At 69.0% G+C, this 24,602-nt stretch carries 23 protein-coding genes and 1 pseudogene; 11 read left to right on the forward strand and 13 right to left on the reverse strand.

Features of this window, described 5'->3' with window-relative positions:
• Positions 1–63: 63 nt before the first annotated feature.
• The 3 genes and pseudogenes from ON33_RS27965 to ON33_RS27975 form a co-directional block, all read right to left on the reverse strand.
• Positions 64–987 carry a sugar phosphate isomerase/epimerase family protein gene (locus ON33_RS27965; protein WP_174391581.1) on the reverse strand — a complete coding sequence of 308 codons (924 nt, stop codon included), beginning with the start codon at positions 985–987 and terminating at the stop codon, positions 64–66.
• Between the two features lie 22 nt (positions 988–1,009).
• A pseudogene (locus ON33_RS44690) lies at positions 1,010–1,243 on the reverse strand (Rv0497 family membrane protein); the annotation flags it as partial.
• Positions 1,244–2,886: 1,643 nt separating this feature from the next.
• Positions 2,887–3,879, reverse strand: a complete 993-nt coding sequence (locus ON33_RS27975; protein ID WP_063711083.1) for a Ppx/GppA family phosphatase — start codon at positions 3,877–3,879, stop codon at positions 2,887–2,889.
• Between the two features lie 65 nt (positions 3,880–3,944).
• Here ON33_RS27975 and ON33_RS27980 point away from each other — a divergent pair, with 65 nt between their 5' ends.
• The 5 genes from ON33_RS27980 (at position 3,945) to ON33_RS28000 (ending at position 7,754) form a co-directional block, all read left to right on the forward strand.
• Entirely contained in the window at positions 3,945–4,862 is a 918-nt protein-coding gene (locus ON33_RS27980; protein ID WP_373281067.1) for a DUF3109 family protein, read from the forward strand.
• A gap of 106 nt (positions 4,863–4,968) precedes the next feature.
• On the forward strand, positions 4,969–5,817 hold the full coding sequence (locus ON33_RS42630) for a hypothetical protein (RefSeq protein ID WP_051152915.1): 849 nt from the start codon (positions 4,969–4,971) through the stop codon (positions 5,815–5,817).
• Between the two features lie 38 nt (positions 5,818–5,855).
• Positions 5,856–6,485, forward strand: coding sequence for a hypothetical protein (locus ON33_RS42575; protein ID WP_040862083.1), 630 nt, complete (start codon positions 5,856–5,858; stop codon positions 6,483–6,485).
• Between the two features lie 174 nt (positions 6,486–6,659).
• The gene (locus ON33_RS27995) at positions 6,660–7,139 is read left to right on the forward strand and encodes an Ig-like domain-containing protein (protein WP_157184766.1); all 480 of its coding nucleotides are present in this window, start codon (positions 6,660–6,662) and stop codon (positions 7,137–7,139) included.
• Positions 7,140–7,397: 258 nt separating this feature from the next.
• A complete protein-coding gene (locus tag ON33_RS28000; RefSeq protein WP_040862084.1) occupies positions 7,398–7,754 on the forward strand; it encodes a hypothetical protein in 357 nt (118 codons plus the stop codon).
• 201 nt (positions 7,755–7,955) lie between these two features.
• Here the strand turns inward: ON33_RS28000 and ON33_RS28005 are convergent, their stop codons facing one another.
• From ON33_RS28005 to ON33_RS28015, 3 genes are all read right to left on the reverse strand, one after another.
• On the reverse strand, positions 7,956–8,645 hold the full coding sequence (locus tag ON33_RS28005; protein WP_040862085.1) for a response regulator: 690 nt from the start codon (positions 8,643–8,645) through the stop codon (positions 7,956–7,958).
• Positions 8,642–9,892: a sensor histidine kinase gene (locus ON33_RS28010; protein ID WP_040862086.1), complete on the reverse strand. Its 1,251-nt coding sequence runs from the start codon at positions 9,890–9,892 to the stop codon at positions 8,642–8,644. The genes ON33_RS28005 and ON33_RS28010 overlap by 4 nt, the downstream gene beginning before the upstream one ends.
• Before the next feature lie 165 nt (positions 9,893–10,057).
• Entirely contained in the window at positions 10,058–10,444 is a 387-nt protein-coding gene (locus ON33_RS28015; protein ID WP_040862087.1) for a winged helix-turn-helix transcriptional regulator, read from the reverse strand.
• An 88-nt stretch (positions 10,445–10,532) separates the two neighbouring features.
• Between ON33_RS28015 and ON33_RS28020 the strand changes: the two genes are divergently transcribed.
• Positions 10,533–11,210, forward strand: coding sequence for an NADPH-dependent F420 reductase (locus tag ON33_RS28020; protein ID WP_040862088.1), 678 nt, complete (start codon positions 10,533–10,535; stop codon positions 11,208–11,210).
• Positions 11,211–11,507: 297 nt separating this feature from the next.
• Here the strand turns inward: ON33_RS28020 and ON33_RS28025 are convergent, their stop codons facing one another.
• The 6 genes from ON33_RS28025 to ON33_RS28050 all read right to left on the reverse strand — a co-directional run bounded on the left by ON33_RS28025 (position 11,508) and on the right by ON33_RS28050 (position 18,564).
• Positions 11,508–13,556: a CocE/NonD family hydrolase gene (locus ON33_RS28025; RefSeq protein ID WP_040862089.1), complete on the reverse strand. Its 2,049-nt coding sequence runs from the start codon at positions 13,554–13,556 to the stop codon at positions 11,508–11,510.
• Positions 13,557–13,849: 293 nt separating this feature from the next.
• Complete coding sequence (locus ON33_RS28030) at positions 13,850–14,587, reverse strand: phosphoglyceromutase (protein WP_040862090.1); 738 nt, start codon at positions 14,585–14,587, stop codon at positions 13,850–13,852.
• Positions 14,588–14,591: 4 nt separating this feature from the next.
• Positions 14,592–15,473 (reverse strand): ROK family protein, encoded by an 882-nt coding sequence (locus tag ON33_RS28035; protein ID WP_040862091.1) that lies wholly within the window; start codon positions 15,471–15,473, stop codon positions 14,592–14,594.
• A 182-nt stretch (positions 15,474–15,655) separates the two neighbouring features.
• Complete coding sequence (locus ON33_RS28040; RefSeq protein ID WP_083869355.1) at positions 15,656–16,255, reverse strand: type III secretion system chaperone family protein; 600 nt, start codon at positions 16,253–16,255, stop codon at positions 15,656–15,658.
• Complete coding sequence (gene mshA, locus ON33_RS28045; RefSeq protein WP_373281068.1) at positions 16,252–17,634, reverse strand: D-inositol-3-phosphate glycosyltransferase; 1,383 nt, start codon at positions 17,632–17,634, stop codon at positions 16,252–16,254. Before mshA ends, ON33_RS28040 begins: the two co-directional genes overlap by 4 nt.
• A gap of 105 nt (positions 17,635–17,739) precedes the next feature.
• The gene (locus ON33_RS28050) at positions 17,740–18,564 is read right to left on the reverse strand and encodes an alpha/beta fold hydrolase (protein WP_040862092.1); all 825 of its coding nucleotides are present in this window, start codon (positions 18,562–18,564) and stop codon (positions 17,740–17,742) included.
• Positions 18,565–18,624: 60 nt separating this feature from the next.
• On the opposite strand from ON33_RS28050, the gene ON33_RS28055 reads away from it, so the two are divergent.
• The 5 genes from ON33_RS28055 to ON33_RS28075 all read left to right on the forward strand — a co-directional run bounded on the left by ON33_RS28055 (position 18,625) and on the right by ON33_RS28075 (position 23,774).
• Entirely contained in the window at positions 18,625–19,359 is a 735-nt protein-coding gene (locus ON33_RS28055; RefSeq protein ID WP_040862093.1) for an SDR family NAD(P)-dependent oxidoreductase, read from the forward strand.
• Positions 19,360–19,504: 145 nt separating this feature from the next.
• On the forward strand, positions 19,505–20,539 hold the full coding sequence (locus ON33_RS28060; protein WP_040862094.1) for a 3-oxoacyl-ACP synthase III family protein: 1,035 nt from the start codon (positions 19,505–19,507) through the stop codon (positions 20,537–20,539).
• A gap of 6 nt (positions 20,540–20,545) precedes the next feature.
• Positions 20,546–21,427: a beta-ketoacyl-[acyl-carrier-protein] synthase family protein gene (locus ON33_RS28065; RefSeq protein ID WP_051152917.1), complete on the forward strand. Its 882-nt coding sequence runs from the start codon at positions 20,546–20,548 to the stop codon at positions 21,425–21,427.
• Positions 21,428–21,456: 29 nt separating this feature from the next.
• Positions 21,457–22,209, forward strand: a complete 753-nt coding sequence (locus ON33_RS28070; protein WP_040862095.1) for a glycosyltransferase family 2 protein — start codon at positions 21,457–21,459, stop codon at positions 22,207–22,209.
• Positions 22,206–23,774 (forward strand): class I adenylate-forming enzyme family protein, encoded by a 1,569-nt coding sequence (locus ON33_RS28075; protein WP_245550769.1) that lies wholly within the window; start codon positions 22,206–22,208, stop codon positions 23,772–23,774. Before ON33_RS28070 ends, ON33_RS28075 begins: the two co-directional genes overlap by 4 nt.
• Before the next feature lie 26 nt (positions 23,775–23,800).
• Here the strand turns inward: ON33_RS28075 and ON33_RS28080 are convergent, their stop codons facing one another.
• Entirely contained in the window at positions 23,801–24,520 is a 720-nt protein-coding gene (locus ON33_RS28080) for a DUF6882 domain-containing protein (RefSeq protein WP_040862096.1), read from the reverse strand.
• Positions 24,521–24,602 lie beyond the last annotated feature (82 nt).

The raw sequence follows: 24,602 nt of genomic DNA on the forward strand, positions 1-24,602 counted from the left end.
TCCCGCCACTGGTGGGATGAATCACCCGGCTCTCGGAAGACCGCGGAGCCACGGGGACCGCATTCAGCCGCGGTGGGCGGCCGTCGGCTCCGGGGTGGGCGCGGGGGCGAAGGGGTTGAGGTGGGCGCGGGCGAAGGCGAGCGCGCGGTCGAGCATGGCGGCGCGATCCATGGTGGTGCGGGCCGTCTGGGTGTTCACCTCGATGACGGCCTGGCCGTCGAAACCGTTGTGCACCAGCATCTCGCAGAGTTCGGCCACCGGCTGGGTGCCCTCGCCCGGGATCAGGTGCTCGTCGGTGGCGGCGCCGCGGCCGTCGGCCAGGTGCAGGTGGGTCAGGCCGGAACCCATGCGGCCGGCCAGGGCCAGCGGATCCACGCCCGCGGTGGCGGTGTGCGAGGTGTCCAGCGTGTAGTGCCGGAAGCCGACGTCGGTGGGGTCGAAGGAGGGGCTGAAGGTGGTGACGGACGGACCCGGGTGGCCGCCGCGGCGCTGCAGGCGCTCGATCGAGCTGCCGCGGAACAGCGTGTCGGCGCGCATCGGGAACATGTTCTCCACGGCCACCGCGACCGGGCTCGAATTCTCCAGTTCGGCAACCTGTTTCGCGAAGCCGCTGGCGTAGCGGCGCTGCCAGCGGAAGGGCGGGTGCACCACCACGGTGGCCGCGCCCAGCGCCTCGGCGGTGTGCACGCTGCGGGTGAGTTTCGCGATCGGGTCCGCCCCCCAGACCCGCTGCGAGATCAGCAGGCACGGCGCATGCACGGCCAGCACGGGGACGTCGTATTCGTGCGCGAGGTGCTGCACGGTCGAAATGGATTGGCTGGCGGGCTCGGCCCACACCATGAGTTCGACGCCGTCGTAGCCGAGTTCGGCCGCATAGCGGAAGGCGGCCTCGGTGTTCTCCGGATACACCGACGCGGTCGAGAGCCCGACCCGGACTTCCTTTCGACCCGCCCGGCCTTCGGTGCCCGCCCCCTGCGCTCGCACGATGTTCCCCACTGCTGCTCCCTGCTCAGTTCGTACTGAGAAGAAAGGCTAGCGGTCCGAGCGTCACGAAGACGCCCACGACGACAGCAATCACAGTGCTGAAAATGTCGTCGGTGCGGCGCAGTACGCGCACCAGGGCGACCAGTCCGAGGATCACGATCATGGCCAGGGCCAGGGCGACCCACGGGAGCATTTCCCACATGCGTTCGAAACCCTTGAACAGCAACATGCCCGCGACCGCGGCGCCCACGCTCTGGCCCGCGATCATCAGCCACTGGCGGCGGTGCTCGTCGTCGCCTGAGCGGGCCGCGGCCCGCGAGCGGGCGGGCGCGGCCGGGGCGGCGCGTTTGCTCCTGCTCTTGCGGGCGAGGGAACCGGCCTTCTGCGTGAACGCGGAAAGGCGGCCGCCCAGCGAGGTCTCGGGCTCGTCGTCGTCATAGTCGTCGTAGTCGTCGTCGAGCGGCTCGTAGAAATCGGTGAGGTGGTCGTCGGGCTCCGGCTCGGGCGCCACCGCCGTGCGACCGCGGCCACCGCCGCGACGTTTGCCGAAGTGACGCGAATCCTGTTCCGCGCGTTGATCGTCGCGCTCGTGAGCCTCGCGCATCAAATCGCCGGCAACCGATTCACCCGAGAGCAGCTGCTGATCGGACTCGGCCAGTGCCGACCACGCGGCGGTCGGCACCGCTGCTTGATCATTGCGGTCCAGGGCCGGATCGGCGTCGGGGCCCGGTCGCCTTCGCGCCGACCATGAGGGCAGCCCGCCGGCCGCGCCGTGGTCGACGCCACCGCGCCGGTCACCCGGGAACGGCGGCATGCCGTTCTGCTGCTGGGCCTCCGCGTGCCGGCGGGCCGACCGCGACATCGGCGGTGTGGCGGGCGCGGCGGCCTGCGGTGGTTCGAAACCGGGACGGTCCAGACGCTGATTCCGCGGTAGCGGTTCGGGTCCCGGTGGGGGCGACCACGCGGGCGCGACCGGGTGGAACTCGGTGCGCTGGTCCTCGAACGGCGGCCGATCGTCGAACGGGGGCCGATCGTCGAACGGGGGCCGATCGTCGAACGGGGGCCGGTCGTCGAAGGGCTGCCGGGCCGCGGGGTTGAACTGGGTGCGCGCCGGCTCGTCGAGCGGCGGGTGTGGGAGGTCCAGCGGGGAGCGCGCCGCGGTGTCGCGGCCGGCGCGGGCAGTGATGTCGCGGATGGCGTCGGAGGCGGCGTCGCGGGTGGCGTCGTCCCCGTGGAAGGGCCGCACCGGATCAGTGGCGTCGTCCTCCGGGTCGTAGCGGCGGCGGCGACCGCCCTCGCGCGGCGGGGCGGCCGGGGCGGGCGGCTCGGCGCCGTTCAGGTGGTCGAGCGACACCTCGGAGTCGAGCGGGTCCGGCTTGCGGCGGCGGCCGCCGCTCGGGCGGGGCTCCGGTAGCGGGTTCTCGGTCGGCGGCCAGTCCAGTCCGGCGGACCAGTTCTGGGCGGACGGCTCGGGCAGGGACGGCGGCTGCGGGGTGGGGGCCAGCGGGTCGTAGTACGAGATCGGCCCGGAGAGCGGGGAATACGCGGGTTCCGGTTCGGGAGCCGCATAGGACGAGTAGTCCGGCTGCGCCGGTGCCGCAGTGGAGGAGAAGTCCGAGTAATCCGAAAAGTTCGGGTAGTCAGAATAATTCGAGAAGTTCGAATAGTTTGAATAGTCCGATTCAATCGGAGCCGGCTCCGGCGCCGACTCGACCGGATCCACATCCGGGGCCGCGTGCGAGGACGATCCCGGTGTCACGACCGGAATATCACCGGTCAGTTCCGCGACGGAAATGCCGCGGCCGCTTCGACGTCGGCGCCCGCCGCCACCGGCGGGGGCCCCGCTCTGCTGCCCGTTCCGGGCCAGCAGCTCGGCGACGGACAGCTGGCTTGAATCCTCGGTCATCGAGACACCGTTTCGATCGGGCCCGACAGGCCGCTGTCGGGGCCGCCGGTTATCGGTTCGCTATCCAGGTCGGTATCCAGTTTGCGCAAGATCAATCCCTCTCGCAGTGCCCAGGGACAGATCTCGAGCGTGTCCAGGGACAGAGCCCGCATACTCGCCTCCGCGACCAGCGCACCGGCCACGAGTTGCTGTGACCGATCAGAACTTACGCCTTCCAATTCTGCCCGGTCGGCGGCTGTCATTCTCGATATGAACGCAATCAGCTGCCGCAGGCCGGAACTCGTGAGAGTACGCCGAACCCGGGGTCCCGCAACAGAGGGGGCGGCTCCGGTCAGCCGGGCCAGTGAGCGGAAGGTCTTGGAGGTGCCGACCGCCAGATCCGGGCGGCCCACCTCGAGCAGCTGCTTGCTCGGCAGCACCAGCTCGGCGTCGAGCCAGTCGCGCAGCACCGCCACCCGGCGCTTGCCCGGCGGATCGTGGCGCAGCCAGTCCCGCGTCAGCCGGCCCGCGCCCAATTGCAGCGACAGCGCCGCGTCCGGCACCTCGTCCGCGCCGTTGCTCATCTCGAGCGAGCCGCCGCCGATGTCCAGGTTCAGAATCCGCCCGGCGCTCCACCCGTACCAGCGGCGCACCGCGAGGAAGGTGTGTCGAGCCTCATCGACACCGGAGAGCACCTTCAGGTTCACCCCGGTCTCGCGCCGCACCCGGGCCAGCACCTCGTCGGAGTTGGTGGCCTCGCGGACCGCGGAGGTGGCGAAGGCCATCAGCTCCACGCAACCGGAAGTCTTTGCGATGCTTGCGAATTCGGCTACCGTGGCGGTGAGCCGGGACGCGCCCGTAGGCGTGATCCGGCCCTGGTCGTCCATGCTCTCGGACAGCCGCAGGGCCGACTTCGTCGAACTCATGGGCGTCGGGTGTCCACCACGATGCGCGTCCACCACAAGCAGGTGGACGGTATTGCTTCCCACGTCGAGTACACCGAGCCGCACAAGAACACGGTACTGGGTGCGTCAGGACTTCTGGCCAGGCGACTGAGCTGTTAGCGTTCCGCGTTGTGACGGCAGGTGCATCGGCGAGCGGGCCGACCGGGCTTCGACCAGCGGCGAAGATCGACCCGGCGCCCGAGGTGGAACTCGACTTCCCGCGGGAGTGGATCGAATTCGTCGATCCAGCAAATGACGAGCATTTGATCGCGGCCGATCTGACCTGGCTGCTTTCCCGGTGGACCTGCGTTTTCGGCACTCCGGCTTGCCAGGGCATCATCGACGGCCGGGAGAACGACGGCTGCTGCTCGCACGGCGCGTTCCTCTCCGACGAGGAGGACGGCAAGAAGCTGCACCAGGCTGTGAAAATGCTCACACCCGAGGACTGGCAGCTCATGGGCCAGGCCGTCGACGACAGGGGCAGGGTCCGCAAGAAGTTGTATCTGGAAGAGGACGACCTCGACGACGAGCCCGCGCTGCGCACCCGGCGGGTGGACGGCGCGTGCATCTTCCTCAACCGGCCCGGTTTCGCCGAGGGCATCGGCTGCGCCCTGCACACCATGGCGCTGCGCAAGGGCCTGGAACCGCTCACCGTCAAGCCGGAAGTGTGCTGGCAGCTGCCCATCCGCCGCACCCAGGAGTGGGTGGACCGGCCGGACGGGGTGGAGATCCTGCGCACCGCGATCACCGAATACGACCGCCGCGGCTGGGGCCCCGGCGGCCTGGACCTGAACTGGTACTGCACGGGTTCGCCGGATGCGCACGTCGGTACCCGCCCCGTATGGGAGGCTTACGCGCCCGAGCTGATCGAGCTGATCGGAAAGCCCGCCTACGACGAATTGGCGCAGCACTGCAAGCGCCGGCAAGGGCTGGGCATCGTGGCGGTCCACCCGGCCACGGCCATCGCCGAGGAGAAGGCCGCCGAGGCCGCGTCCGCAGCCACGACCGGTGCGAAGCCCACGAAGAAGGCCAGGCCGGCGAAGAAATAGCGGCATACTTGCCGGTAATTTTCTGAAAACGACTTATTTCAGATTGTCGCTCGCTTACTGTGCGTCGGACCCCTACCTAGTGGGTCGCAGCACAGGAGAACGCAAAGTGAGCAACATCCCCTTGGGCGGCCGCCACATCGGCGCTGGACTGGCCGCTCTGGCCATCGCGACCGGCGCCGTCTCGGTCCTCGCCACGCACGAGGCGCCCGCCGCACACGCCACCGTCGACACGATCACCATCTCCGACCCGAATCCCGTGGTCGGCGGCACCTACACCGTCAGCGCCACCGTGAGCGGCTGGGAATTCGGCCTGCTCTGCTACTGGACGGACAACGGCGTCGCCATCACCGACCCGGCCGCCCAGGTGCCATGGCCGGCCTATCACTCCAGCGCCAGCTGGAAACCGACCACACCCGGCACACACACCATCACCCTGAAACAGGGCGGCTCGTCCAAGAGCCTGACCGTGAACGTCAGCAGCGCGACCACCACACCGCCCACCACCACGACAACGGTCCCCCCGACCACCACCACGGTCCCGCCGACCACCACCACCGTCCCGCCGACCACCACCACCGAACCGCCGACCACCACCACGGTCCCGCCGACGACCACCACCGAACCGCCGACCACCGTCCCCCCGACGACGACCACCACCGTCCCGCCGACGACCACCACCGAACCGCCCACCACCACGACGGCTCCCCCGACGACCACGACGGTCCCGCCGACCACCACCACCGAGCCGCCCACGACCACAACGGCTCCCCCGACGACGACGGTCCCCCCGACGACCACGACGGTGCCCCCGACCACCACAACAGTCCCGCCGACCACCACTACCGAACCGCCGACGACGGTCCCCCCGACCACCACCACGGCTCCGCCGACCACCACCACCCCCGCGCCGAACGGCGGCACCGGTAGCGCCAACGGCCTGCCCTTCGGCCTCTGACAGGTCACCGAATTTCCTTGGTACGCACAGGAGTACACATGCGCACGACCACCGTCCGCCGCCTCGGCGCCGGTTTGGCAGGGCTCGCCGTCGTCACCGGCGGGGCCCTGACCCTGCAGATCCACGACGCGCCCGCCGCACACGCCACCGTCGACACGATCACCATCTCCGACCCGAATCCCGTGGTCGGCGGCACCTACACCGTCAGCGCCACCGTGAGCGGCTGGGAATTCGGCCTGCTCTGCTACTGGACGGACAACGGCGTCGCCATCACCGACCCGGCCGCCCAGGTGCCATGGCCGGTCAATCACTCCAGCGCCAGCTGGAAACCGACCACACCCGGCACACACACCATCACCCTGAAACAGGGCGGCTCGTCCAAGAGCCTGACCGTGAACGTCAGCAGCGCGACCACCACACCGCCCACCACCACGACAACGGTCCCCCCGACCACCACCACGGTCCCGCCGACCACCACCACCGTCCCGCCGACCACCGTCCCGCCGACGACGACCACCACCGTCCCGCCCACCACCGTCCCCCCGACGACCACGGTGCCGCCGACCACGACCACGCCGGGCAGCGGCGGCACGGATAGTGGTAGCGCCACCGGCAGTGCGGGCACCCTGGTCGGTGGCCTGCTGCGCGGCCTGTTCGGCAGCAGTTAGGACGGTTCCGCACCGAAGGGCGTGGCGGGGTTCTTTTCCGAGTCCCGTCACGCTCGTTTCAACCAAGCAGACGCTTGCTTCTTGAGTTCTGCGAAAAGCCTCCGCTTCAGACTCCTGGCCCCTTAGGGTGCGAAAGCCCGCACACCGCAGCGCGGGAGCACAGGAGAGCAACACATGCGCAACACTGCACCGAGGATCAGCGCGCGCCGAGCCGGCGTGGGAATCACCGGTTTTGCCGCCCTCGCCGCCGCCATCGTGCTCGCGGCCCCCGCATCCGTGGCGGCGGTCGACACCGTCAGCATCGATCCGGGCAACCTCGTGGTCGACCAGGCGTACACCGTCTCGGCCACGCTCAGTGGCGCCTCGATCGGCCTCCTGGTGACCTTCAGCGACAACGGCAAGCAGATCGGCCCGCCGAAGATCCCGTCACCGCCGGGCCACGTCTCCATCAGCTGGCGGCCGATCACCAGCGGTCGGCACATCCTCACCGCATCCCAGGGCCCCAACAGCCAGTCGATCGTCGTGCAGGTCGCGGACGCGCCCTTCGGCTCGGGCTCGACCAGTTCCGGCGGTGGCGGCACGGGCGACACCGGCAGCGCGGGTTCGGCGCTGGGTGGCCTGCTCGGCGGGCTGACCGGCAGCGCCGGCACGTAACTCGCGCCGGGTTCGTGCTCGCCGTCACATCGCGGCGGGCGCGGGCGCCCGGCGGGGCCCCGGCGTCGTTATGTGACGTGATCGCCGGTGTACGAAAGGTGAACAACCAGTGCCGCCGGGCGGCAAACGAATCAGGCTGCGCGGAAGTATATTTCGCATACCCACCGACCCGTTGACCTCGGCATGTGAATAGCCGGAAGTATGCGTGACATCGTTCCGCTATTGCGAATTCACCGGAGCGTGTTAGACATCCTGGCCATGATCAAGAAAACCCTCGCCGTCGCCGCGCTGGCCGCCGGTGCCATGATCTCCATCGCGCCGCAGGCTTTCGCCGACAACACCGACCCCAACGCGTTCAGCGATCGCACCGCCGACTTCATCGCGTACAACGATCCCGCCGTGCTGGGCGCCAAAGACGCCGGCAAGCAGATCATCGTCAGCCCGTACGGCACCAGCCACACCATCGCCTGCAAGGGCAACGGCGCGGACGTGCCGTGGTACGGCTGCATGCAGCAGGACAACGCGGGCCTGGGCTGGCTCATCCTGGACCAGCAGGACCTGCCGGGTCTCGGCCCGGCCTGGGTCTACACCATGAAGAGCGACCCCAACGCTTAAGCGCCTCCCCGCGCCTCCAGCGGCACAGAGCCGTCGACAGCAGTACACGCGTGCCGGCGGCAGCATGCCGAAACAATTCAGGGCGGTACCCGGTGAGTTGCCCCGACCGTCCCGAAATCAGTTGTCGCGTTTGATTCGCCCCGGACGCCGCGCGCCCGCTTCGTCATCGAAGCGGGCGCGCTGTTCCTGGTTGGTTGGGCCCTACGCCTCGAGCTTGTAGCCCAGGCCGCGCACGGTGACCAGGTGCTCGGGCTTGGCCGGGTCGGCCTCGATCTTGGAGCGCAGGCGCTTGACGTGCACGTCGAGGGTCTTGGTGTCGCCGACGTAGTCGGCGCCCCAGACGCGGTCGATGAGCTGCCCACGGGTGAGCACGCGGCCCGAATTGCGCAGCAGGTATTCGAGCAGGTCGAATTCCTTGAGCGGCAGGGTCACCGCTTTGCCGTTCACCTGGACGGTGTGGCGGTCCACATCCATGCGCACCGGGCCGGCCTCCAGCACGCTGGTCTCGCTGCCGTTGTCGGGTTCCTCGCCGGCGCCGCGGCGCAGCACGGCCCGGATGCGGGCGATCAGCTCGCGCGAGGAATAGGGCTTGGTGACGTAGTCGTCGGCGCCCAGTTCCAGGCCGACCACCTTGTCGATCTCGCTGTCACGCGCGGTCACCATGATGACCGGGACACTGCCGCGAGCGCGCAGTTGCTTGCAGACGTCGGTGCCGCTCATGCCGGGGAGCATGAGATCGAGCAGGACGATGTCCGCGCCGGACCGGTCGAACTCGGCCAGGGCGGACGGGCCGTCACCCACCACCGTGACCTCGAACCCCTCCTTGCGCAGCAGGAACGCGAGCGGATCGGCCAGCGACTCCTCGTCCTCGACGATCAACACACTCGTCATCGGGTTGCCTCCACACCGTTGGTTCTGGCCCGCCCGAGGGGGCGCGAGCCGTTTTCCTTCTTGGCCACCGGAACACCGGTGGCAAGTCTCTTGTCGACCTGCCCGTTGGAATCGGCAGGGTGGGCCGGGATACGCAGGGTGAACGTCGATCCGGTGCCCAGTTTGCTCCACAGCGTGATCTCGCCGTTGTGGTTGGCGGCCACATGCTTGACGATAGCCAGCCCGAGGCCGGTACCGCCGGTGGCACGCGAGCGCGCCTTGTCGGCCCGGAAGAAACGTTCGAAGACGCGCTCCTGGTCCTCCTTGGAGATGCCGATACCGCGATCGGTGACCGCGATATTGACGTAGCCGCCGCGCAGCGCCCGGCTCACCGACACGTGCGAGCCGCGCGGCGAGTAGGCGATGGCGTTCTCGACCAGGTTGGACAGGGCGGTCACCAGCAGGGTCTGGTCGCCGAGCACCTCGAGGCCGCTGGTGGCGTCGGTGGAGACGGTGATGCCGGCGGCCTCGGCCGTGGTGCGGGAGCGTTCGATGGCCTGGGTGACGATGGTGTCGACCTCGACGGCCTCGAGCTCCGGCAGCCGCTCGGCGCCCTGCAGGCGCGACAGCGCGATGAGCTCGGTCACCATCTTGCCCATGCGGCGGGCCTCGCCGTGCAGGCGTTCGCCGAAGTGCCGGACCGAGTCGGGATCGTCCGCGGATTCCAGCAACGCTTCGGCCAACAGGCTCATGGCGCCGACCGGGGTCTTGAGTTCGTGGCTCACATTGGCGACGAAGTCGCGGCGGGTGGCCTCCATGCGGGCCTGCTCGGAGTCGTCGTCCGCGAAAAGGACCACGAAGTTCGGATTCTCCTGGGAGAGCGGACGGGCAACCCCTCGGACAGCGAGGCGGGCGCGGCCGGGCATGGGGATCTTGGCGGTGAGTTCGAATTCCACGTCCTGGCCGCCGGCCAGCACCTGTTCGACCGCAGCCCAGGCGCGCTCGTCGAGCAGGCGGTCGTGGACGACGCCCAGCTCCTCGGCGCGCGGGTTCACCAGCACCACGTCCCGGTACTGGTCGACCACGGCGATGCCGGACTCGGAGGCGAGCACGATCAGGTCGAGGACCTGGGACATGGTCAGCCCGGTGTCGGTGGCCGCGCGCAGGCGCTCTTGACGAGCGTTCACATACGGAATGAGCAGTCCCCCGACGGCCAGTCCGACTACGGCCGCCAGGACTGCCAAAAGCACGGCCTGTGGAACGCTCACGCTTTGAATCGTACGGTCGCCGACGCGGGGTCAAACCCCGGGTGCTGGAAGTTTCGTGCAGGTCATAGGTACTTCCATCCTCGTTAGCCGCGTGTTCACACAAAGTTCGGTCAGCGTGTCGCGAGCGGTGAGCGCCCCTGCGGCAACCACTTTCGCGCCGGCGGATCAGTCGTCGGGATCGCCGTAGAGGGCGGTGCGGACAGTGTCGCCGTGGCGGTCGGCCCACTCCCCCAGGGCGAAGATGGGCCGCAGCAGATCGACCCCGGCCGGGGTCAGCGAATACTCAACGCGCGGTGGCGATTCCGCATAGCGGCGACGTTCCAGCAACCCCATCCGCTGCATGCGGCGCAGGGTCTGGGTGAGCATCTTCTGGCTGATGCCCCCGATCGCGCGCCGCAACTCCACCGGCCGCATCGGACCGTCACGAAGTGTGTAGACGATCACAGTCAGCCAGGAATTGCCGAATACGTCCACGGCCAGCCGCGCGGGGCAATCGGATTCGAGCCCGCCGTATTCCGCGAAGGCCACCGGTTCGATGATCTCGGCCGTCATGAATCCAGCCTGCCACCGCCATTGGGCACCCGGGAGTGCGCATCGGAATTCCTAGCGTCGACCGCGCAAGCCAGACCAAGGAGTTCACATGCGAATCGGAATCATCGGAGCCGGACAGATGGCCCGCGCCCTCGGCGGCGGCTGGGCTGCGGCCGGACATGAAATCGCCGTCGGGGCAAGGACCTCGGCCCGCGCCGAGGAAGCGGTCGCGGCCATCGGCCACGGCGCGCGAGCCATGACCATCGCCGGCACGGCCCGGTTCGGCCAGGCGACATTGCTCGCCCTGCCGGTCGCGGCTCTCGACGACGTCGTGCAGGAGCACCGCCGGACGTTCACGGGCCGGACCCTCATCGATTGCACCAATGCCTTCGCTCCCGACGCGGGCGGCTTCACCCTCTCCGAACCGGCTGTGGCCGAACGGATCGCGGCGACCGCACCCGGAGCGCACGTGGTGAAGGCGTTCAATCTGCTGGCGGCAGAGGTGTGGGCGGGCCCGGACCGCGCATTCGAAGGCCGCACCCTGACCGTGCCCCTGTGCGGCGACGACGCGGACGCGGTCGCCACGGTGGCGGGGCTGGCCGCGGATCTGACGTTGCGACCCGTGCACGCGGGCGGCCTCCGGCAGGCCCGATATCTCGAAGCCACTTCGGCTTTCGTCGTCGGTCTGTGGTTCGCGGGCCATGACGCCCGAGCCATGTTCCCGCCCTTGGAGTCCGCCTTCGCCGTTCTCGACGACCAGGAGGGTTTGCCGGACGCCAGGGAGTGAGACAGCTGTGCGACCTGATCACCATCCTCGGCCTGGACGCCGGCGAGGACCCCTGGGCCGCCGCCCTGACCGCGGGAATCCGCCACCCCAACTGAGCCTCACACGCACTCCGACGAGGGCGTCTTCTGCAACCCGAGAGTGATTGACCGATCACACGCCCGAAGGGATCGAACGATGTCGTCGTCGTTGTCGGCGACGCGGAAGTCCTGAAGCCGCGATACCGATGGGGCAAAGGGCAAAACCCCGGGTGTGCACGCCGTTGTGCACACCCGGGGCTTCAATCCCGGAGGGACGGATTCACCAACCGGTGTTGCCGCGGACCGGGATGTTCACGAAGCTCGGGCGGTCGGGGTCGAGCTGGAGGTGCTCGGGCTTCAGGCCGGTGTCGATGAGCATCGGCAGGATGGGCAGGCCCTTGGGGAAGTTGCCGGCGAAGACGTCGACGCGCAGGCGGTGGCCCGGCTGCAGGACGGCCTGGGTGCCGCCGAGGGCGATGTCGAGGGTGGTGGCCTCGCCCGGGACGGTCTCCTCGCGCTTGTCGAGGGAGGTGAAGGCGCGCGGGTCGGTGTAGTCGCCGTTGGCGGAGCGGGTGCTGTTGGCGTCGTCGACCTGGCGCAGCGAGGCCATGAGCTCGCCGGAGGTGAGCACGGTGGACTGGCCGTCGGGGGCGACGTCGTTGACGGTGACGGTCCAGTAGCCGTCGACGGCGTCCTGAACGGTGTTGAGGCGCACCGCGATAGGGCCCGAGATAGTGGTGGCCTCGGCCACCGGCGCACTGGTGAAGGTGAGCGCGTTGGTCTCGGCGATGCGGGAGTCCTTGGCGCAGGCGTCGACCAGGTTCAGGATGCCCGCGGTGGCCTGGGCGGCGTCATTGGAGCAGACGGTGGACAGGCCGGGCGCGACGGTGAGCCGGTCGGTGTCGCCGTTGGCGTCCGCGGTGAGCGAGCCGTCGTAGAGGCTGTTCGCGGTGCCGGAGCGCTGCGAGGACAGATACATGCGCCGGTAGTCGGCGGCCTCGGAAGCCGGTGCGGTGGGCCCGAATCCGCCCTGGGTGGTCCAGCCGCCGCCCTGCTGCTTCAGGGTCACCGGGCCGTAGGAGTCGATGCCGTTGTCGATTCCCTTGAGCCACTTGTCGAACCACGCGCGCTGCAGCACGTCCAGGCGCGGCGGCGCCCCGACGCGGTTGACGTCCGCACCCGAGGTGACGTGGTAGGTGTTGCCCATGAGCAGCTGCTTCTGGCCGGGCGGCAGCGGAATCTGGTTGTAGATCTTGGATTCCGAGTAGGTGAACAGGTCGTGCCAGCCGCCGGTCACGAAGGTCGGCACCTGGATCCTGGTGGGGTCGCCCAGCCACTCCTGGCGTTCCTGGGTGAAGCCGTTGAGCATGTCCTTGACGCGCGGGTCGAGGCTGTCCATGTTCGTGCTGGTGTAGGCCGACATGAGCACGTCGAGGTAGCCGAAGGGATCGTTGGCGCGGTCCTGCAGCCACTTGAAGTCGAAGGTGCCGTTGGCGATAGAGGCCAGGTCGGGCACCCACTTGAGGCCGTTGATGGCGCTCAGCCACAGCGGGATGAAGTTGAAGCCGAAGCCGCCGCCGGGCGCGAGCACGTCGTCGATGAGGTCGCTGCCGGGCACGATGGGGAAGATGGCCTTCAGCGCGGGCGGCTGCTTCTCGGCGGCCTGCACCTGGTTGATGGCCGAGTAGGACAGGCCGTTCATGCCGATGCGGCCATTGCTGAAGCCCTGCTTGGACGCCCAGTCGATGACCTCGACGGTGTCCTGCTGTTCGCGGCCGCGCAGCATGTCCCACTCGCCCTGCGAGAATCCGGTGCCGCGCACGTCCACGACGACCTGCGTGTACCCGGACTTGATGAGCTGGCGGTCGACGGAGAAGTTGCGGAGTTCGCCGTTGCCCGCCGCGTTCAGCAGTTCACCGAAGCCGGTGATCGGGGTGCCGTCGAGGTGGATGTTGCGGAAGACATCGAGGAGCGCGTCGGACAGGCCGGGAATGGAGAAGACGCTGTCGGCGACGTTCGACACCAGCTTGGTGTAGGGCGTCATATTGACGACGGTCGGCGTCGGCGCGTCGACGGGCCGGCCCGCGGCGTCGGCCGGGTGGTAGACGTTGGCCTTGAGGACGGTGCCGTCACTCATGGTGATCGGGACGTCCCAGTCGATGAAGACATTGGGGTACTGCTGTTGCCCGTCCTCGGTACTGGTCCATTCGGCTCCGGCGGCGCCGCCGTCGGGTCCGGTGGGCGTGGTGGCATCGGCGGTGATGCCGGTAACAGGCAGGAGCAGAGTGGCCGCACTGGCTAATACCGTGGCCCGTAGCGCGTGCTTCATCGAACGTGATCTACCTCTCGCAAATGGTCGAACGCCCAGCAGCATATCTACTGCGAAGTAAGTTGCAAACCCCAGTTACAGCAACCGATTTAAACTGGAGACGGTTAGGCAAATTCTTTTGCGAGACAGGGAAATACCCTACGGTGACGTAGTGAGATGCGGATCACAGTAGCGGATAAGGCATTCCGATCGAGGCTTCGACACGAAAACTTCACCGGAAATGAAAAACGCGCTGTGACCGGTCAATTCGGTCGCAGCGCGAGTTTCGTTACGAATAACCTACCGCCCGGCGGTTACTTGCCGCCCTGGTTGGCGACGGCGGCGGCACCGGCCGCGGCGGCCTCGGGATCGAGGTATTCACCCTTGCCGATCGGCCGCAGGTTCTCGTCCAGCTCGTACTTGAGCGGGATGCCGGTGGGGATGTTCAGCTCGGAGATCTCCTCGTCCGAGATGTTCTCCAGGTGCTTCACCAGCGCGCGCAGCGAATTACCGTGCGCGGCAACGAGAACGGTCTTACCGGCCCGCACGTCGGTCGCGATGGTGTCCTCCCAGTAGGGGACCATGCGGGCGACGACATCCTTGAGGCACTCGGTGGCCGGCACCTCGATGCCGGCGTAGCGCGGGTCGCCGTCCTGGCTGTACTCGCTGTCCAGCTCGATCGGCGGCGGCGGGGTGTCGTAGCTGCGACGCCACAGCATGAACTGCTCGTTGCCGTACTGCTCCTTGATCTCCGCCTTGTTCTTGCCCTGCAGCGCGCCGTAATGGCGCTCGTTCAGACGCCAGTCGCGGACCACCGGAATCCAGTGGCGGTCACAGGCGTCGAGGGCATTGTTGGCGGTGCTGATCGCGCGGCGCAGCAGCGAGGTGTAGACGATATCGGGCAGAATCCCGTGCTCGGCGAGCAATTCACCGGCCCGCTTGCCTTCCGCGACACCCTTGTCGGTCAGACGAACGTCGACCCAGCCGGTGAACAGGTTCAGGGCATTCCATTCGCTCTCGCCGTGGCGCAGCAACACAAGGGTGTACGTCATGGGCTCATCCTCCCACGAGTAACGCCGCGCCCTGCAGGGTGGCCTGATCGGTCAGTTCCGAGGGGACGATCCGCAGTTCCCGCAGGAAGATCAACTTCGCGTGTGCCGCCGCGGACTCGCGCAACGGCTTCCACAACGGCTCCCCGGACTGCGCGAACCCGCCGCCGACCACGACCAGATCGGTGTCCAGGAGGGCTGCCGCCGAGGCGATGGCCCGGCCCAGCGCCGTGCCCGCCCGGGCCAGCGCGGCGCGGGCGATGCCGTCGCCGGCCGCCGCGTCCGCCGACAGTTCGACACCGGTCCGCCCGCCCCAGCCCTGCCGCCGGGCCCAGCGCACCGACGACATCCCGCTGGCCACAGCCTCGACACAGCCGGATCCCCCACAGGCGCAGGGCTCTTCGTTTCCGGGCACGACAATGTGCCCGACATGACCCGCATTTCCGGTGCGGCCCATCACGACTCGGCCGTCACTGATGACACCGCCCCCGATTCCGGAGGACACCGTCATACAGAGCGCGTCGTCCACACCCCGCGCCGCGCCCCACCGCTGTTCGGCCAGCGCCAGGCACACACCATCGATGGCGAATCGGATATCGGCCTCCGGGAACAACTCCCGCACGGCATCGACCAGCGCGAATCCCCCGGCCCACTCCCCGATGTTGAGCGGCCCCGCGTACCCGGTCCGCACATCCACCGGCCCCGCCGACCCGATCCCGACCGCCGTGACCGTCGCACCGCCGGCAACCGCCGTGAGCAATTCCCGGCACGCGTCCCACACCCCGGATTCCGGTACCGCGATCCGCAGCGGATTACCGGCCACCCCATTCGATTCCACGGTCGCCGCCGCGAACTTCGTCGCGCCGATATCCAGCGCTATTACCGTCATCGCCGACCGCCTCCTGCGTGCTCCCGTGTCCCGATGCCCGGCCGACGATTGTCGCGCATGGACTTCGGCCTCCGTATGCCACCGTGACAGCTGGGTTCGCAACGGTCGGGGTAACTCGCCGGGGACGACCAGAATTGGTTCGGCTCTCGATCACCGGCACGCGCACCCGACGCCGACGGCTCTCAGTCGTGCGGTGAGGTTCCGGGAAGGCGGGGGAACTTGTCTGCGCCGTCCACGAGGTGTTCGAAGGCGCGGAGGTTCTTGAGGGATTCGCCGCGGGAGACCCGCCATTTCCATTCCCTGCGAATGGATTCGGCGAAGCCGAGTTCGAGCAGGGTGTTGAAGTCGGCGTCGACGGCCTCGAGGATCTGGCCGAGCCAGCGGTCGAGTTCGTCGGGGGTGACGCGGTCGTTGGACATCCGGCCGACGAGGTAGATGTCGCCGACGCGGTCGATGGTGTAGGCCACGCCGTAGAGGCGGCGGTTGCGGCGGAGCAGGAATTTGTAGACGCCCTCGAAGTTCTCGTCGGGCTTGCGGCAGACGAAGGACTCCATGCGGACGCCGTGCTTGCCGACGCTGACGCCGATGACGGTCTTGAGTTTCCGCTCACCGGGGAGCACCACCACGAACAGGTCGGGGGCGTCGCGGGTGTATTCGATCTCGCGTTCGCGCAGCGTCTCGTCGATGAGTTGCGCGGTGGCACGCGCGGTTTCGTCGTTGAGGCCGCCGGTGCTGGCATGCGGGCGGGGCGTCCACTCCGCGGCGCGGTCGGCCTCGCTCATCTGCGTACTGCTCCCATCCGACGCCGCCATAGCGCCAGCGATCTGGCGTGATTGCTGTCGGTATGCAGGTTACCGCTGCGCGGCCGGATGATCGGCGACTGGGCGAGCGCCGCCGCATAGCTGTCCAGCAGCGCTTCGGCGGTGTGCGCCCAGGAGAAGTTGGCGGCATGGTCGACCGCGGCCCGGCCCATGTCTTCCAGCCGTGCCGGATCGTCGAGCAGCGAGTGCAGGGCGGCGGCCCAGTCGCCGGTCCGATGTCCGGGGACCAGCAGGCCGGAGACGCCGTCGTGGACAGCGGTGCTCAGCCCGCCCACATCGGCCGCGAGCACCGGGGTGCCACTGGCCTGCGCCTCGATGGCGACCAGGCCGAAGGATTCGTTGTAGCTGGGCACGGCGACCAGGTCCGCGGCCCGGTAGACCTGCACCAGCCGCTCGGCGGGCTGCGGCGGCAGGAAGGTGACCCGGTCCGAAATGCCCAGGGCCGCAGCCAGTTCGATCAGCGCCTCGGGTTTCTTCAGTCCGCTGCCGGACGGGCCGCCCACGATCACCACGCGCAGCGGGCGCTGCGGCGGGGTCGGCAGCGCGGCCTCCTCGGCCAGCACCTGGGCGGCCGCGCGCACCAGCACGTCGGGCGCCTTGAGCGGCTGGATCCGCCCGATGAAGGCCACGATCCGCTCATGCGCGGGGAGGCCGAGTTCGCGGCGGGCGGCGAGCTTGTCGCCGGGCCGGTAGCGGGTCAGGTCGGCGCCGGGGAGGGCGACATCGATGTGTTCGGGGTCGGCGCCGTACAGCTCGACCAGCTGCCGGGCCTCCTCGGCGGTGTTCGCGACCAGCCGGTCCGACTCGGCGACGATCTGCTTCTCGCCGATCTCCCGCACCGCGGGCTCGGGACAGTCGCCGTCGGCGAGGTAGGCGTTCTTGACCGCGGCCAGCGTATGGGCGGTGTGCACCATGGGCACCCGCCAGCGGTCGCGGGCCAGCCAGCCGACCTGGCCGGAGAGCCAGTAGTGCGAGTGGATGAGGTCGTAGTGACCGGGCAGATTGCGGGCCTCGGTGCGCAGCACCTCGGCGGCGAAGGGGCACAGCTGCGTGGGCAGATCGTGCTTGTCGAGCCCCTCGAAGGGCCCGGCGGCCACCGTGCGGACCAGTACGCCCGGTGCGGCCTCGACGACCGGTTCGTCAGTGGAGGAGGTGGCCCGGGTGAAGATCTCGACCTCGGTGCCGCGACGCGCCAGTTCGATGGCGGTCTGCAGCACGTAGACGTTCATGCCGCCCGCGTCGCCGGTCCCGGGCTGGGCCAGTGGTGAGGTATGCACCGATAGCACGGCAATCCGATTGGGCCGTAGGTCCGGGCGCTGACTCACCACTCCAGTGTGCACGGGGGTAGTAACACCCCATGCACGGGTTACCTTCCCGAGTGAGGTCGATCACAACTGGCGTGCGGTGTCCGGCGGCCGTGCCACCGGACATCCGGGGACGCGCGACTACCCCAGCGCCTCAACGAAATTGGTGATCTCCGTCACGAAACGGGCCGGGTCCTCGATGAAAAGCCCATGCTGCGCGCCCTCCCAGAAGGAGGTCCGGGCGCCCGGCACGGTGTCCGCGATGTAGCGGCCGTTCTCGATCGGCACGACCGGGTCGGCGGTCCCGTGCAGGACGAGGACCGGCACGTTCAGGCCGCGCAGGGTCTCGGTGTTGTCGACGGTCCGGTAGAAGAGGGCCTTGCGGACCCGGGGCAGCGTGGCGAGGCTGCCGCCGAACAGGCGCTGGGCGTCGACGCCCTTGTCGCGGCCGGGGCCGGTATTGGCATTGCCGAAGGCGGCGAAGCCCCGCATGGCGTTGCCGGCGCTCTCGTCGAAGACGTCGGGGATCGCCTTGCCCATGCCCGGGCCGGTCTCGGCACCCCGCACGCCGCGGCCGACATTGGCCTGGGAGCCGGTGTAGACGACGCCCGCGACGGCGGCTGTGCCGTACGCGGTCAGGTAGTCGGACAGCACGATGCCGCCGTAGGACCAGCCGAGCAGAATCGCGCCGGAGGAGATGTCCTCGGCGGCGAGCACGGCGGCCACGTCGGCAGCCCAGTTCTCGGGGTCGTCGTATCCGGTCTCGGGGGCATCGGAGTAGCCGTGCCCGCGCAGGTCGACCGCGATCACCCGGAAGTGTTCGGCGAGCAGGTCAGCGGACTGCCCCCAGCAGCGTAGGTTGCCGGACCAGCCGTGCAGCAGAACCAGCGGCCGGGCTCCTTCCGGACCGGTCACCCGGTAAACGATGGTCGTGCCGTCCGCGCTCACTACTTCCCGAATCGCCATAGGTAGTGAGGCTAACCACCCGCGACGCACCGGCGACACGCCCTGCCTAAGCTCAGGGACATGAGCACTCGTACCGCTGTGGTGACCGGAGCCAGTTCGGGTATCGGCGAGGCAACCGCCCGCGAACTCGCCGAGCAGGGGTACCACGTGTACGTCGGCGCCCGGCGGGTCGACCGGCTGGAGAAACTGGCCGCCGAGATCGGCGGGACCGCGCTGCCACTGGACGTGACCGACGAGGAGTCGGTACGCGCCTTCACCGATGCGGTCGAGCGTTGCGATGTGCTGGTCAACAATGCCGGCGGCGCGAAGGGCCTGGCCCCGGTGATCGAGGCCGAGCTGGACGACTGGCGCTGGATGTGGGAGACGAACGTGCTGGGCACGCTGCGGCTCACGAAGTCGTTGCTGCCCAAGCTGATCGCCTCCGGAGACGGCCTGATCGTCACCATCACCTCGGTGGCCGCACTGTCCACCTATGACAACGGCTCCGGTTACACCTCGGCGAAGCACGCGCAGGCGGTGCTGCACCGGACGCTGCGCGGTGAGCTGCTGGGGCAGCCGGTGCGACTGACCGAGATCGCGCCGGGCGCGGTGGAGACCGAGTTCTCACTGGTGCGTTTCGGTGGCGACGCCGAGCGCGCGGCGAGTGTGTACCAGGGCATCGATCCGCTTGTCGCGCAGGACATCGCGGAGATCGTGGGGTTCGTGGCGTCGCGGCCGCCGCACGTCAATCTGGACACCATCGTCGTGAAGCCGCGCGATCAGGCCGAGCCGGGGCGTTTCGCTCGCCGTGCGTGAAATCGGCCGCCGCTCCGCGGGAGTAGGTCAAATTTTGTTGTGCCGCAATGTAGTTCACCTCACATGATCTGAATTACAGATTTTTCAGAACCGAAAAACACACACTGCTAGCCTCCCCGGCAACCGAGGCCCGCTGGGAGTGCACATGGTGAGATCACGTATCGAGGCGGTCGGGTCCTATCTGCCCGACGCCGAGATATCGACCGCGGAGTTACTGGCCCAGCTGGCCGTCGACTCCCCCATCGACCTGGAGCGCATCAGCGGCGTGCGGCACCGCCGCCGCTGCGCCGAGGGCGAGGATTCCCTCAGCCTCGCGCTGGCCGCGGCGCGAACCGCCCTGGACAATTCGTCCTATGACGCCGCCGACCTGGATGTCGTCATCTCATGCTCCATCACCCGCATTCGCGACGGCGAATTCTGTGTGGAACCGTCCTTCGCACTGATGATCCGCAATGAACTCGGCGCTACCGGGGCCATACACTTCGACGTCTCGAATGCCTGCGCGGGCATGATGAGCGGAGTTCTGGTGCTGGATCGCATGATTCGCGCGGGCATGGTGAAACGCGGGCTGGTGGTTTCCGGGGAGTACATCACGCCAATCTCCGATACCGCGGTGCGCGAGATGTCCGAGAAATACGATCCGCAGTTCGCCTCGCTCACCGTCGGCGACGGCGCGGCCGCGGTCATTCTCGACGACGAGGGCAGCGCCGGCGAGGGCGTCGACTACATCGAACTCAATACCAGCGCCGGATTCGCGCAGCTGTGCCTGGGCATGCCCAGCGACCGCAGTTCCGGAATCGCGCTGTACACCGACAACCGTGCCATGCACAATGAGGCCCGCTATCTGCTGTGGACCACCCGGCAGCGGGATTTCCTGCGCGAGCACGGCAGCAGTTTCGCGGCGGAGGGCTACGACCACGTGATCCACCATCAATTCAGCGCGCCCGCCGTGGAATTGGTATCGAAGATCGCCGAACGCGAATTCGACGCTCCGGTGCCGCCCGCGCTCATGGTTCTGGACCGCTACGGCAACACCGCATCCACCTCACATTTCGTGGTTTTGCACGACGCGCTCAAACAACAGCGGATAGCGTCCGGAGCGAAAGTACTGATGGTGCCTGCGGCTTCCGGCGTCGTGGCCGGGTTCCTGTCGGTGACGCTCGGCGACCTTCGGGTGTGATGCAGCATGGGAATCGTCATTTCTTCCGTAACCACCGAGATCGGCGGCGGCAGCTCCATCGAGCAGGCGGCGTCCGCCGCGCGCCGGGCCATCGCGGAGGCCGGCGCCACTCCCGAACAGATCGACGCGCTGATCAATACCGGCGTCTACCGCGACTCGAACATGGTGGAACCGGCCATGTCCGCGCTGATTCAGCAGCAGGCGGGCATCGGGCTGGAATATCGCAGCGGCGATGTGCCGTGCCTGTCCTTCGACCTGATGAACGGCGCCTGCGGCATGCTCAACGCGATCCAGGTCAGCCAGGCGCTGCTGGCCGCCCCGACCGTGCACCGGGTGCTGCTGGTCTCCGGTGACGCGCATCCGTCCAAGTCGCCCGAGCCGCAGCCGGGCTTCCCGATCAAGCCGGTGGGCGCGGCCATGCTGCTGGAAAGGCGGCCGGGCACAGCCGGATTCGGGGCGCTGCACATCAGCGCCACCGACGGCCGGCCCGTGCCGGAGGGCTTCGTGCGCCTGTCGGAGATGGGAACCAGCGGGCGGTCCTCGATCACCGTGCACCGCGCCGGCAAGGTCGAAGAGCTACTGCACCACGCGGTTTCGGCGGCGACCGAGGCGCTCGACGTGGCCGACGCGCCCCGCGACCGCACTGTGCTCATCTGCGGACGGCCGATCGCCGGCTTCCCCGCGCTGCTGGCCGAGCGGCTGGGCATCGCGCCGGAGGCGGTCAGCGCCGACGACACCGAGGGCGACGCGCACACCTCGGCACTGCCGGTCGCGTATCGAGCAGCCAGGGACGACGGCCGGCTCGATCGGGCCGACGTAGCCTTGTTCGTGGCCGCCGGGGCGGGGCCGTCGGCAGCCGCCATCGCCTACCACCTGCCGAAACCGTAAGCCGGGCAAGGAATCTGCCAGGAGGGGCCATGAACGACCTGTGGGTGATCGTGCCCGCCTACAACGAGGAACACGGCATCACCGCCACGTTGTCCGCCCTGGCCGGGCAGCGGGACCGCGACTTCACCCTGCTGGTGGTGGACAACAACTCGACCGACGCCACCGTCAAGGTGGTGCGCGAATTCGCGGACACCCATCCGGGCCTGCGCATCGAGGTGATCACCGAGCCGCGCAAGGGCACCGGCGCGGCCGCCGACACCGGCATGCGGCACGCCATCGCGGCCGGGGCGACCCGGCTGGCCCGCACCGACGCCGACTGCCTGCCCGCCCCGGACTGGACCGCGCGCATCCGGGCCGCCTTCGACTCCGGGCTGCGGCTGATCAGCGGGCAGCTGATCCCCCGCACCGACGAGGGCGTGCGACTACGCGACCGCGCCGTCATCCTGGTCGCGTTGGAGGCGGCCTCCCTGTTCGGGAAGTTCCGGCCCGGCAACCGCGATCCGCGCTATCTGGGCCCGTATGTCATGACCCCCGGCTGCAATATGGCCATCACCGCCGAACTGTACGAGGCCGCGGGCGGATTCCCGCGCACCGCCATCGAGGAACTGCACGAGGATCGGGCGCTGGTGAACGCCGTCCGCACCCTCACCACCGAGTACGGGCTACGCCGGGACGTGCGGGTGTACGGCTCCAACCGGCGCGTGCGAGCCTGGGGTGTGCGCAAGACTCTCGCCTGGTACGCCGACCACCGCTACAAACCGGAGCTGGTGGACATCCGGTGAACGCTGGATATCCCTCGGCAGGTGAGGATTTCACCGCGCTGCTGCGCGAGCAGGTGCTGCGCACCCCCGACGCGCCCGCGCTGGGCATGATCGGCGAACGACCGCTCAGCTTCGCCGAGCTCGACGCCCGCATCCGGCTGGTGGTGAAACGCCTGTACAGCAAGGGTTTCCGGCCCGGCGACCGCATGCTGTTCTCCATCCGGCCCTGCGTGGACGCCGTGGTCATGGTGTTCGGGACCGTCGCGGCGGGCGGCACCATCGTGTTCGTGGATCCGGGCGTCGGGCCCGAATTGTTCGCCCGCCGCCTGGAATTGGTGCGACCCAGTTGGGCGGCGACCGAATCGCTGCTGTACCTGCTGAGCGGGCCGCTGCGCGGATTCGGGCGCCGGCTCGGGCTGTCGCTGCCGGAGTTCGGGCGGCTGCCCGTCCGGCACATCCGCTGCGGGCCGCTGCTACCGGGAACGCCGCGCGGGGCCCTCCCGCTGCGGCAGCTGGTGGGTTCCGAACCCGGCTGGCGGGGTCCCGCGACCACCTCGACCTTCGACCCGACCGCCGAGGACCCCGACGCCGAGGCGCTCATCGTCTTCACCTCCGGCACCACCGCCGAACCGAAAGCCGTTGTGCACACCCGCGGTTCGCTGGGCGCGGGCCTGGCGGCCATGGCCGGCTGCACCACCCTCATGCCCGGCTCCCACCTGCACACCGAACAGTTGATGATGGGCCTGCCCGCGGTGCTGGAGGGCGCCCGCTGGTCCCTGCCGCGGTATCCGCGCTTCGGCACCCACATCGATCCGATCGGCTTCGCGCGCACCCTCGACACCGCGACGCACGCCTTCTTCACACCCGCCGACCTGGCGGTGGTGCTGGACGCCATCGAGACCCGGCGCGTGGTCGCGCCGGTCCATCTCGAGGAGATCTCGCTCGGTGGCGCGCCGGTCACCACCGCGCTGCTGCGCCGCGCCCGCGCCGCGCTCCCGGACACCGAGTTCCTGGCCGTCTACGGCATGACCGAGATCCTGCCGGTGGCCATCACCACCGCGGCGGACAAGCTGGCCTTCGAGGGCTCCGGCGATCCGCTCGGCCCGCCGGTCGAGGGCGTGGACGCGCGTCTCGCCGACGACGGTGAACTCATCCTCTCCGGCCCCAACCTGTGCCGCGGCTTCCTCGGGGAACCGCCGCTGAAGGAGATCGCCACCGGTGATCTCGCCCGCTTCGAGGGCGACACCCTGGTGCTCATGGGCCGCAAGAAGGACATGATGATCCGCGGCAAGACCAATATCTATCCGGGCCTGTACGAACCGGCCATCGCGGGCATCGCGGGCGTGCGGCAGGCCATCATGATCGGCATTCCCGACGAGATCGGCGACGAGCGCATCGTGCTCGCCGTGGTGCCCGACCCGGACGCCGTCGATATCGAAAATCGCCTGCGCCGCGAATTGCCCGCGCTGATCGATGTTTCCGCACTGCCGGACGAGATCGTGCTGGTCTCCGAGATCCCGGTCGGCGGGCGCACCAGCAAGCCCGACCGGGCCGAGCTACGCGCCCGCCTGGCGCAGCGGCGCTGAGGGATTCAGCGCACGCACCGCGAGCCCTACTCCCCGGCCGACATCCCGCCGTTGATCCCCGAAACACGGCCGTACTCATCGAAATCGACGGTGCCGTCCACGGTCGGGCAGTCGAAGCGCAGCGAGCTCCCGTCCGGCGCGAATTCGACGGCCAGGCCGCGGCGGGTCAGATAGCTGTGCACGGCGCGACGGTGATCGGTGAGCGCCAGCTCGGCGAGGCCCTGGGACAGCACCCGGAGGACGCGGGGCCCGGCCGGCGGCGGCAGCTGCAGCTCCGGATGTTCCACCAGGAAGGCCACGAAGGTGCCGCCGCCCGCATTGCCCTGATAGGAGGTCCAGTGGCCGGAGATCGGCTTGGCCGCCTCCATCATGGCCCAGGACGCCTGGTGCGGTTCGATCTCCGCGCCGAAGGCGCCGAACGGCACCTCCGCGGAACCCAATTCGGGAATGCCGTGGTGAGTTCCGAAGTCCCGCACCGCCGCCGCGGTCGCCACCACCTCGGCCGGATAGCCGGCCGGGTTCGCCCACGACCACAGCCAGGACTGCGGTCCCGGCGCCGCGCTGCCGAGCAGGTGCATCCCGGTACACGTGAGAGTGCGGTCCGCGCAGCGGAATTCGAAGCGCCGCTCGGCCAGGTCCACCGCGAAGGAATGCTCGCCGAGCACCTCCTGCAGATGCATCTGGTGTTCGAACGACAGCAGCGCCGCATCGTCGAGGACATTGGCCAAGGTCAGGTTCCCGGACATGCCCCGACACTATCCGCGACCACCGGCAGCGCCAACCCACCGCAATCGGGGGGACGGTCCGGCCCGCGGCAGACGGGATTCG

It is taken from the genome of Nocardia niigatensis NBRC 100131 (assembly GCF_000308655.1).
Taxonomy (GTDB): Bacteria; Actinomycetota; Actinomycetes; order Mycobacteriales; family Mycobacteriaceae; genus Nocardia; species Nocardia niigatensis.

Coding starts and splice junctions, on each gene's coding strand:
- ON33_RS28060 (WP_040862094.1), top strand. CDS start 19,505: ATGGTGAGATCACGTATCGAGGCGGTCGGGTCCTATCTGCCCGACGCC.
- ON33_RS28005 (WP_040862085.1), bottom strand. CDS start 8,645: ATGACGAGTGTGTTGATCGTCGAGGACGAGGAGTCGCTGGCCGATCCG.
- ON33_RS28000 (WP_040862084.1), top strand. CDS start 7,398: ATGATCAAGAAAACCCTCGCCGTCGCCGCGCTGGCCGCCGGTGCCATG.
- ON33_RS28025 (WP_040862089.1), bottom strand. CDS start 13,556: ATGAAGCACGCGCTACGGGCCACGGTATTAGCCAGTGCGGCCACTCTG.
- ON33_RS28055 (WP_040862093.1), top strand. CDS start 18,625: ATGAGCACTCGTACCGCTGTGGTGACCGGAGCCAGTTCGGGTATCGGC.
- ON33_RS28080 (WP_040862096.1), bottom strand. CDS start 24,520: ATGTCCGGGAACCTGACCTTGGCCAATGTCCTCGACGATGCGGCGCTG.
- ON33_RS28050 (WP_040862092.1), bottom strand. CDS start 18,564: ATGGCGATTCGGGAAGTAGTGAGCGCGGACGGCACGACCATCGTTTAC.
- ON33_RS28020 (WP_040862088.1), top strand. CDS start 10,533: ATGCGAATCGGAATCATCGGAGCCGGACAGATGGCCCGCGCCCTCGGC.
- ON33_RS42575 (WP_040862083.1), top strand. CDS start 5,856: ATGCGCACGACCACCGTCCGCCGCCTCGGCGCCGGTTTGGCAGGGCTC.
- ON33_RS28070 (WP_040862095.1), top strand. CDS start 21,457: ATGAACGACCTGTGGGTGATCGTGCCCGCCTACAACGAGGAACACGGC.
- ON33_RS28030 (WP_040862090.1), bottom strand. CDS start 14,587: ATGACGTACACCCTTGTGTTGCTGCGCCACGGCGAGAGCGAATGGAAT.
- ON33_RS28015 (WP_040862087.1), bottom strand. CDS start 10,444: ATGACGGCCGAGATCATCGAACCGGTGGCCTTCGCGGAATACGGCGGG.
- ON33_RS28035 (WP_040862091.1), bottom strand. CDS start 15,473: ATGACGGTAATAGCGCTGGATATCGGCGCGACGAAGTTCGCGGCGGCG.
- ON33_RS27995 (WP_157184766.1), top strand. CDS start 6,660: ATGCGCAACACTGCACCGAGGATCAGCGCGCGCCGAGCCGGCGTGGGA.
- ON33_RS28065 (WP_051152917.1), top strand. CDS start 20,546: ATGGGAATCGTCATTTCTTCCGTAACCACCGAGATCGGCGGCGGCAGC.
- ON33_RS28040 (WP_083869355.1), bottom strand. CDS start 16,255: ATGAGCGAGGCCGACCGCGCCGCGGAGTGGACGCCCCGCCCGCATGCC.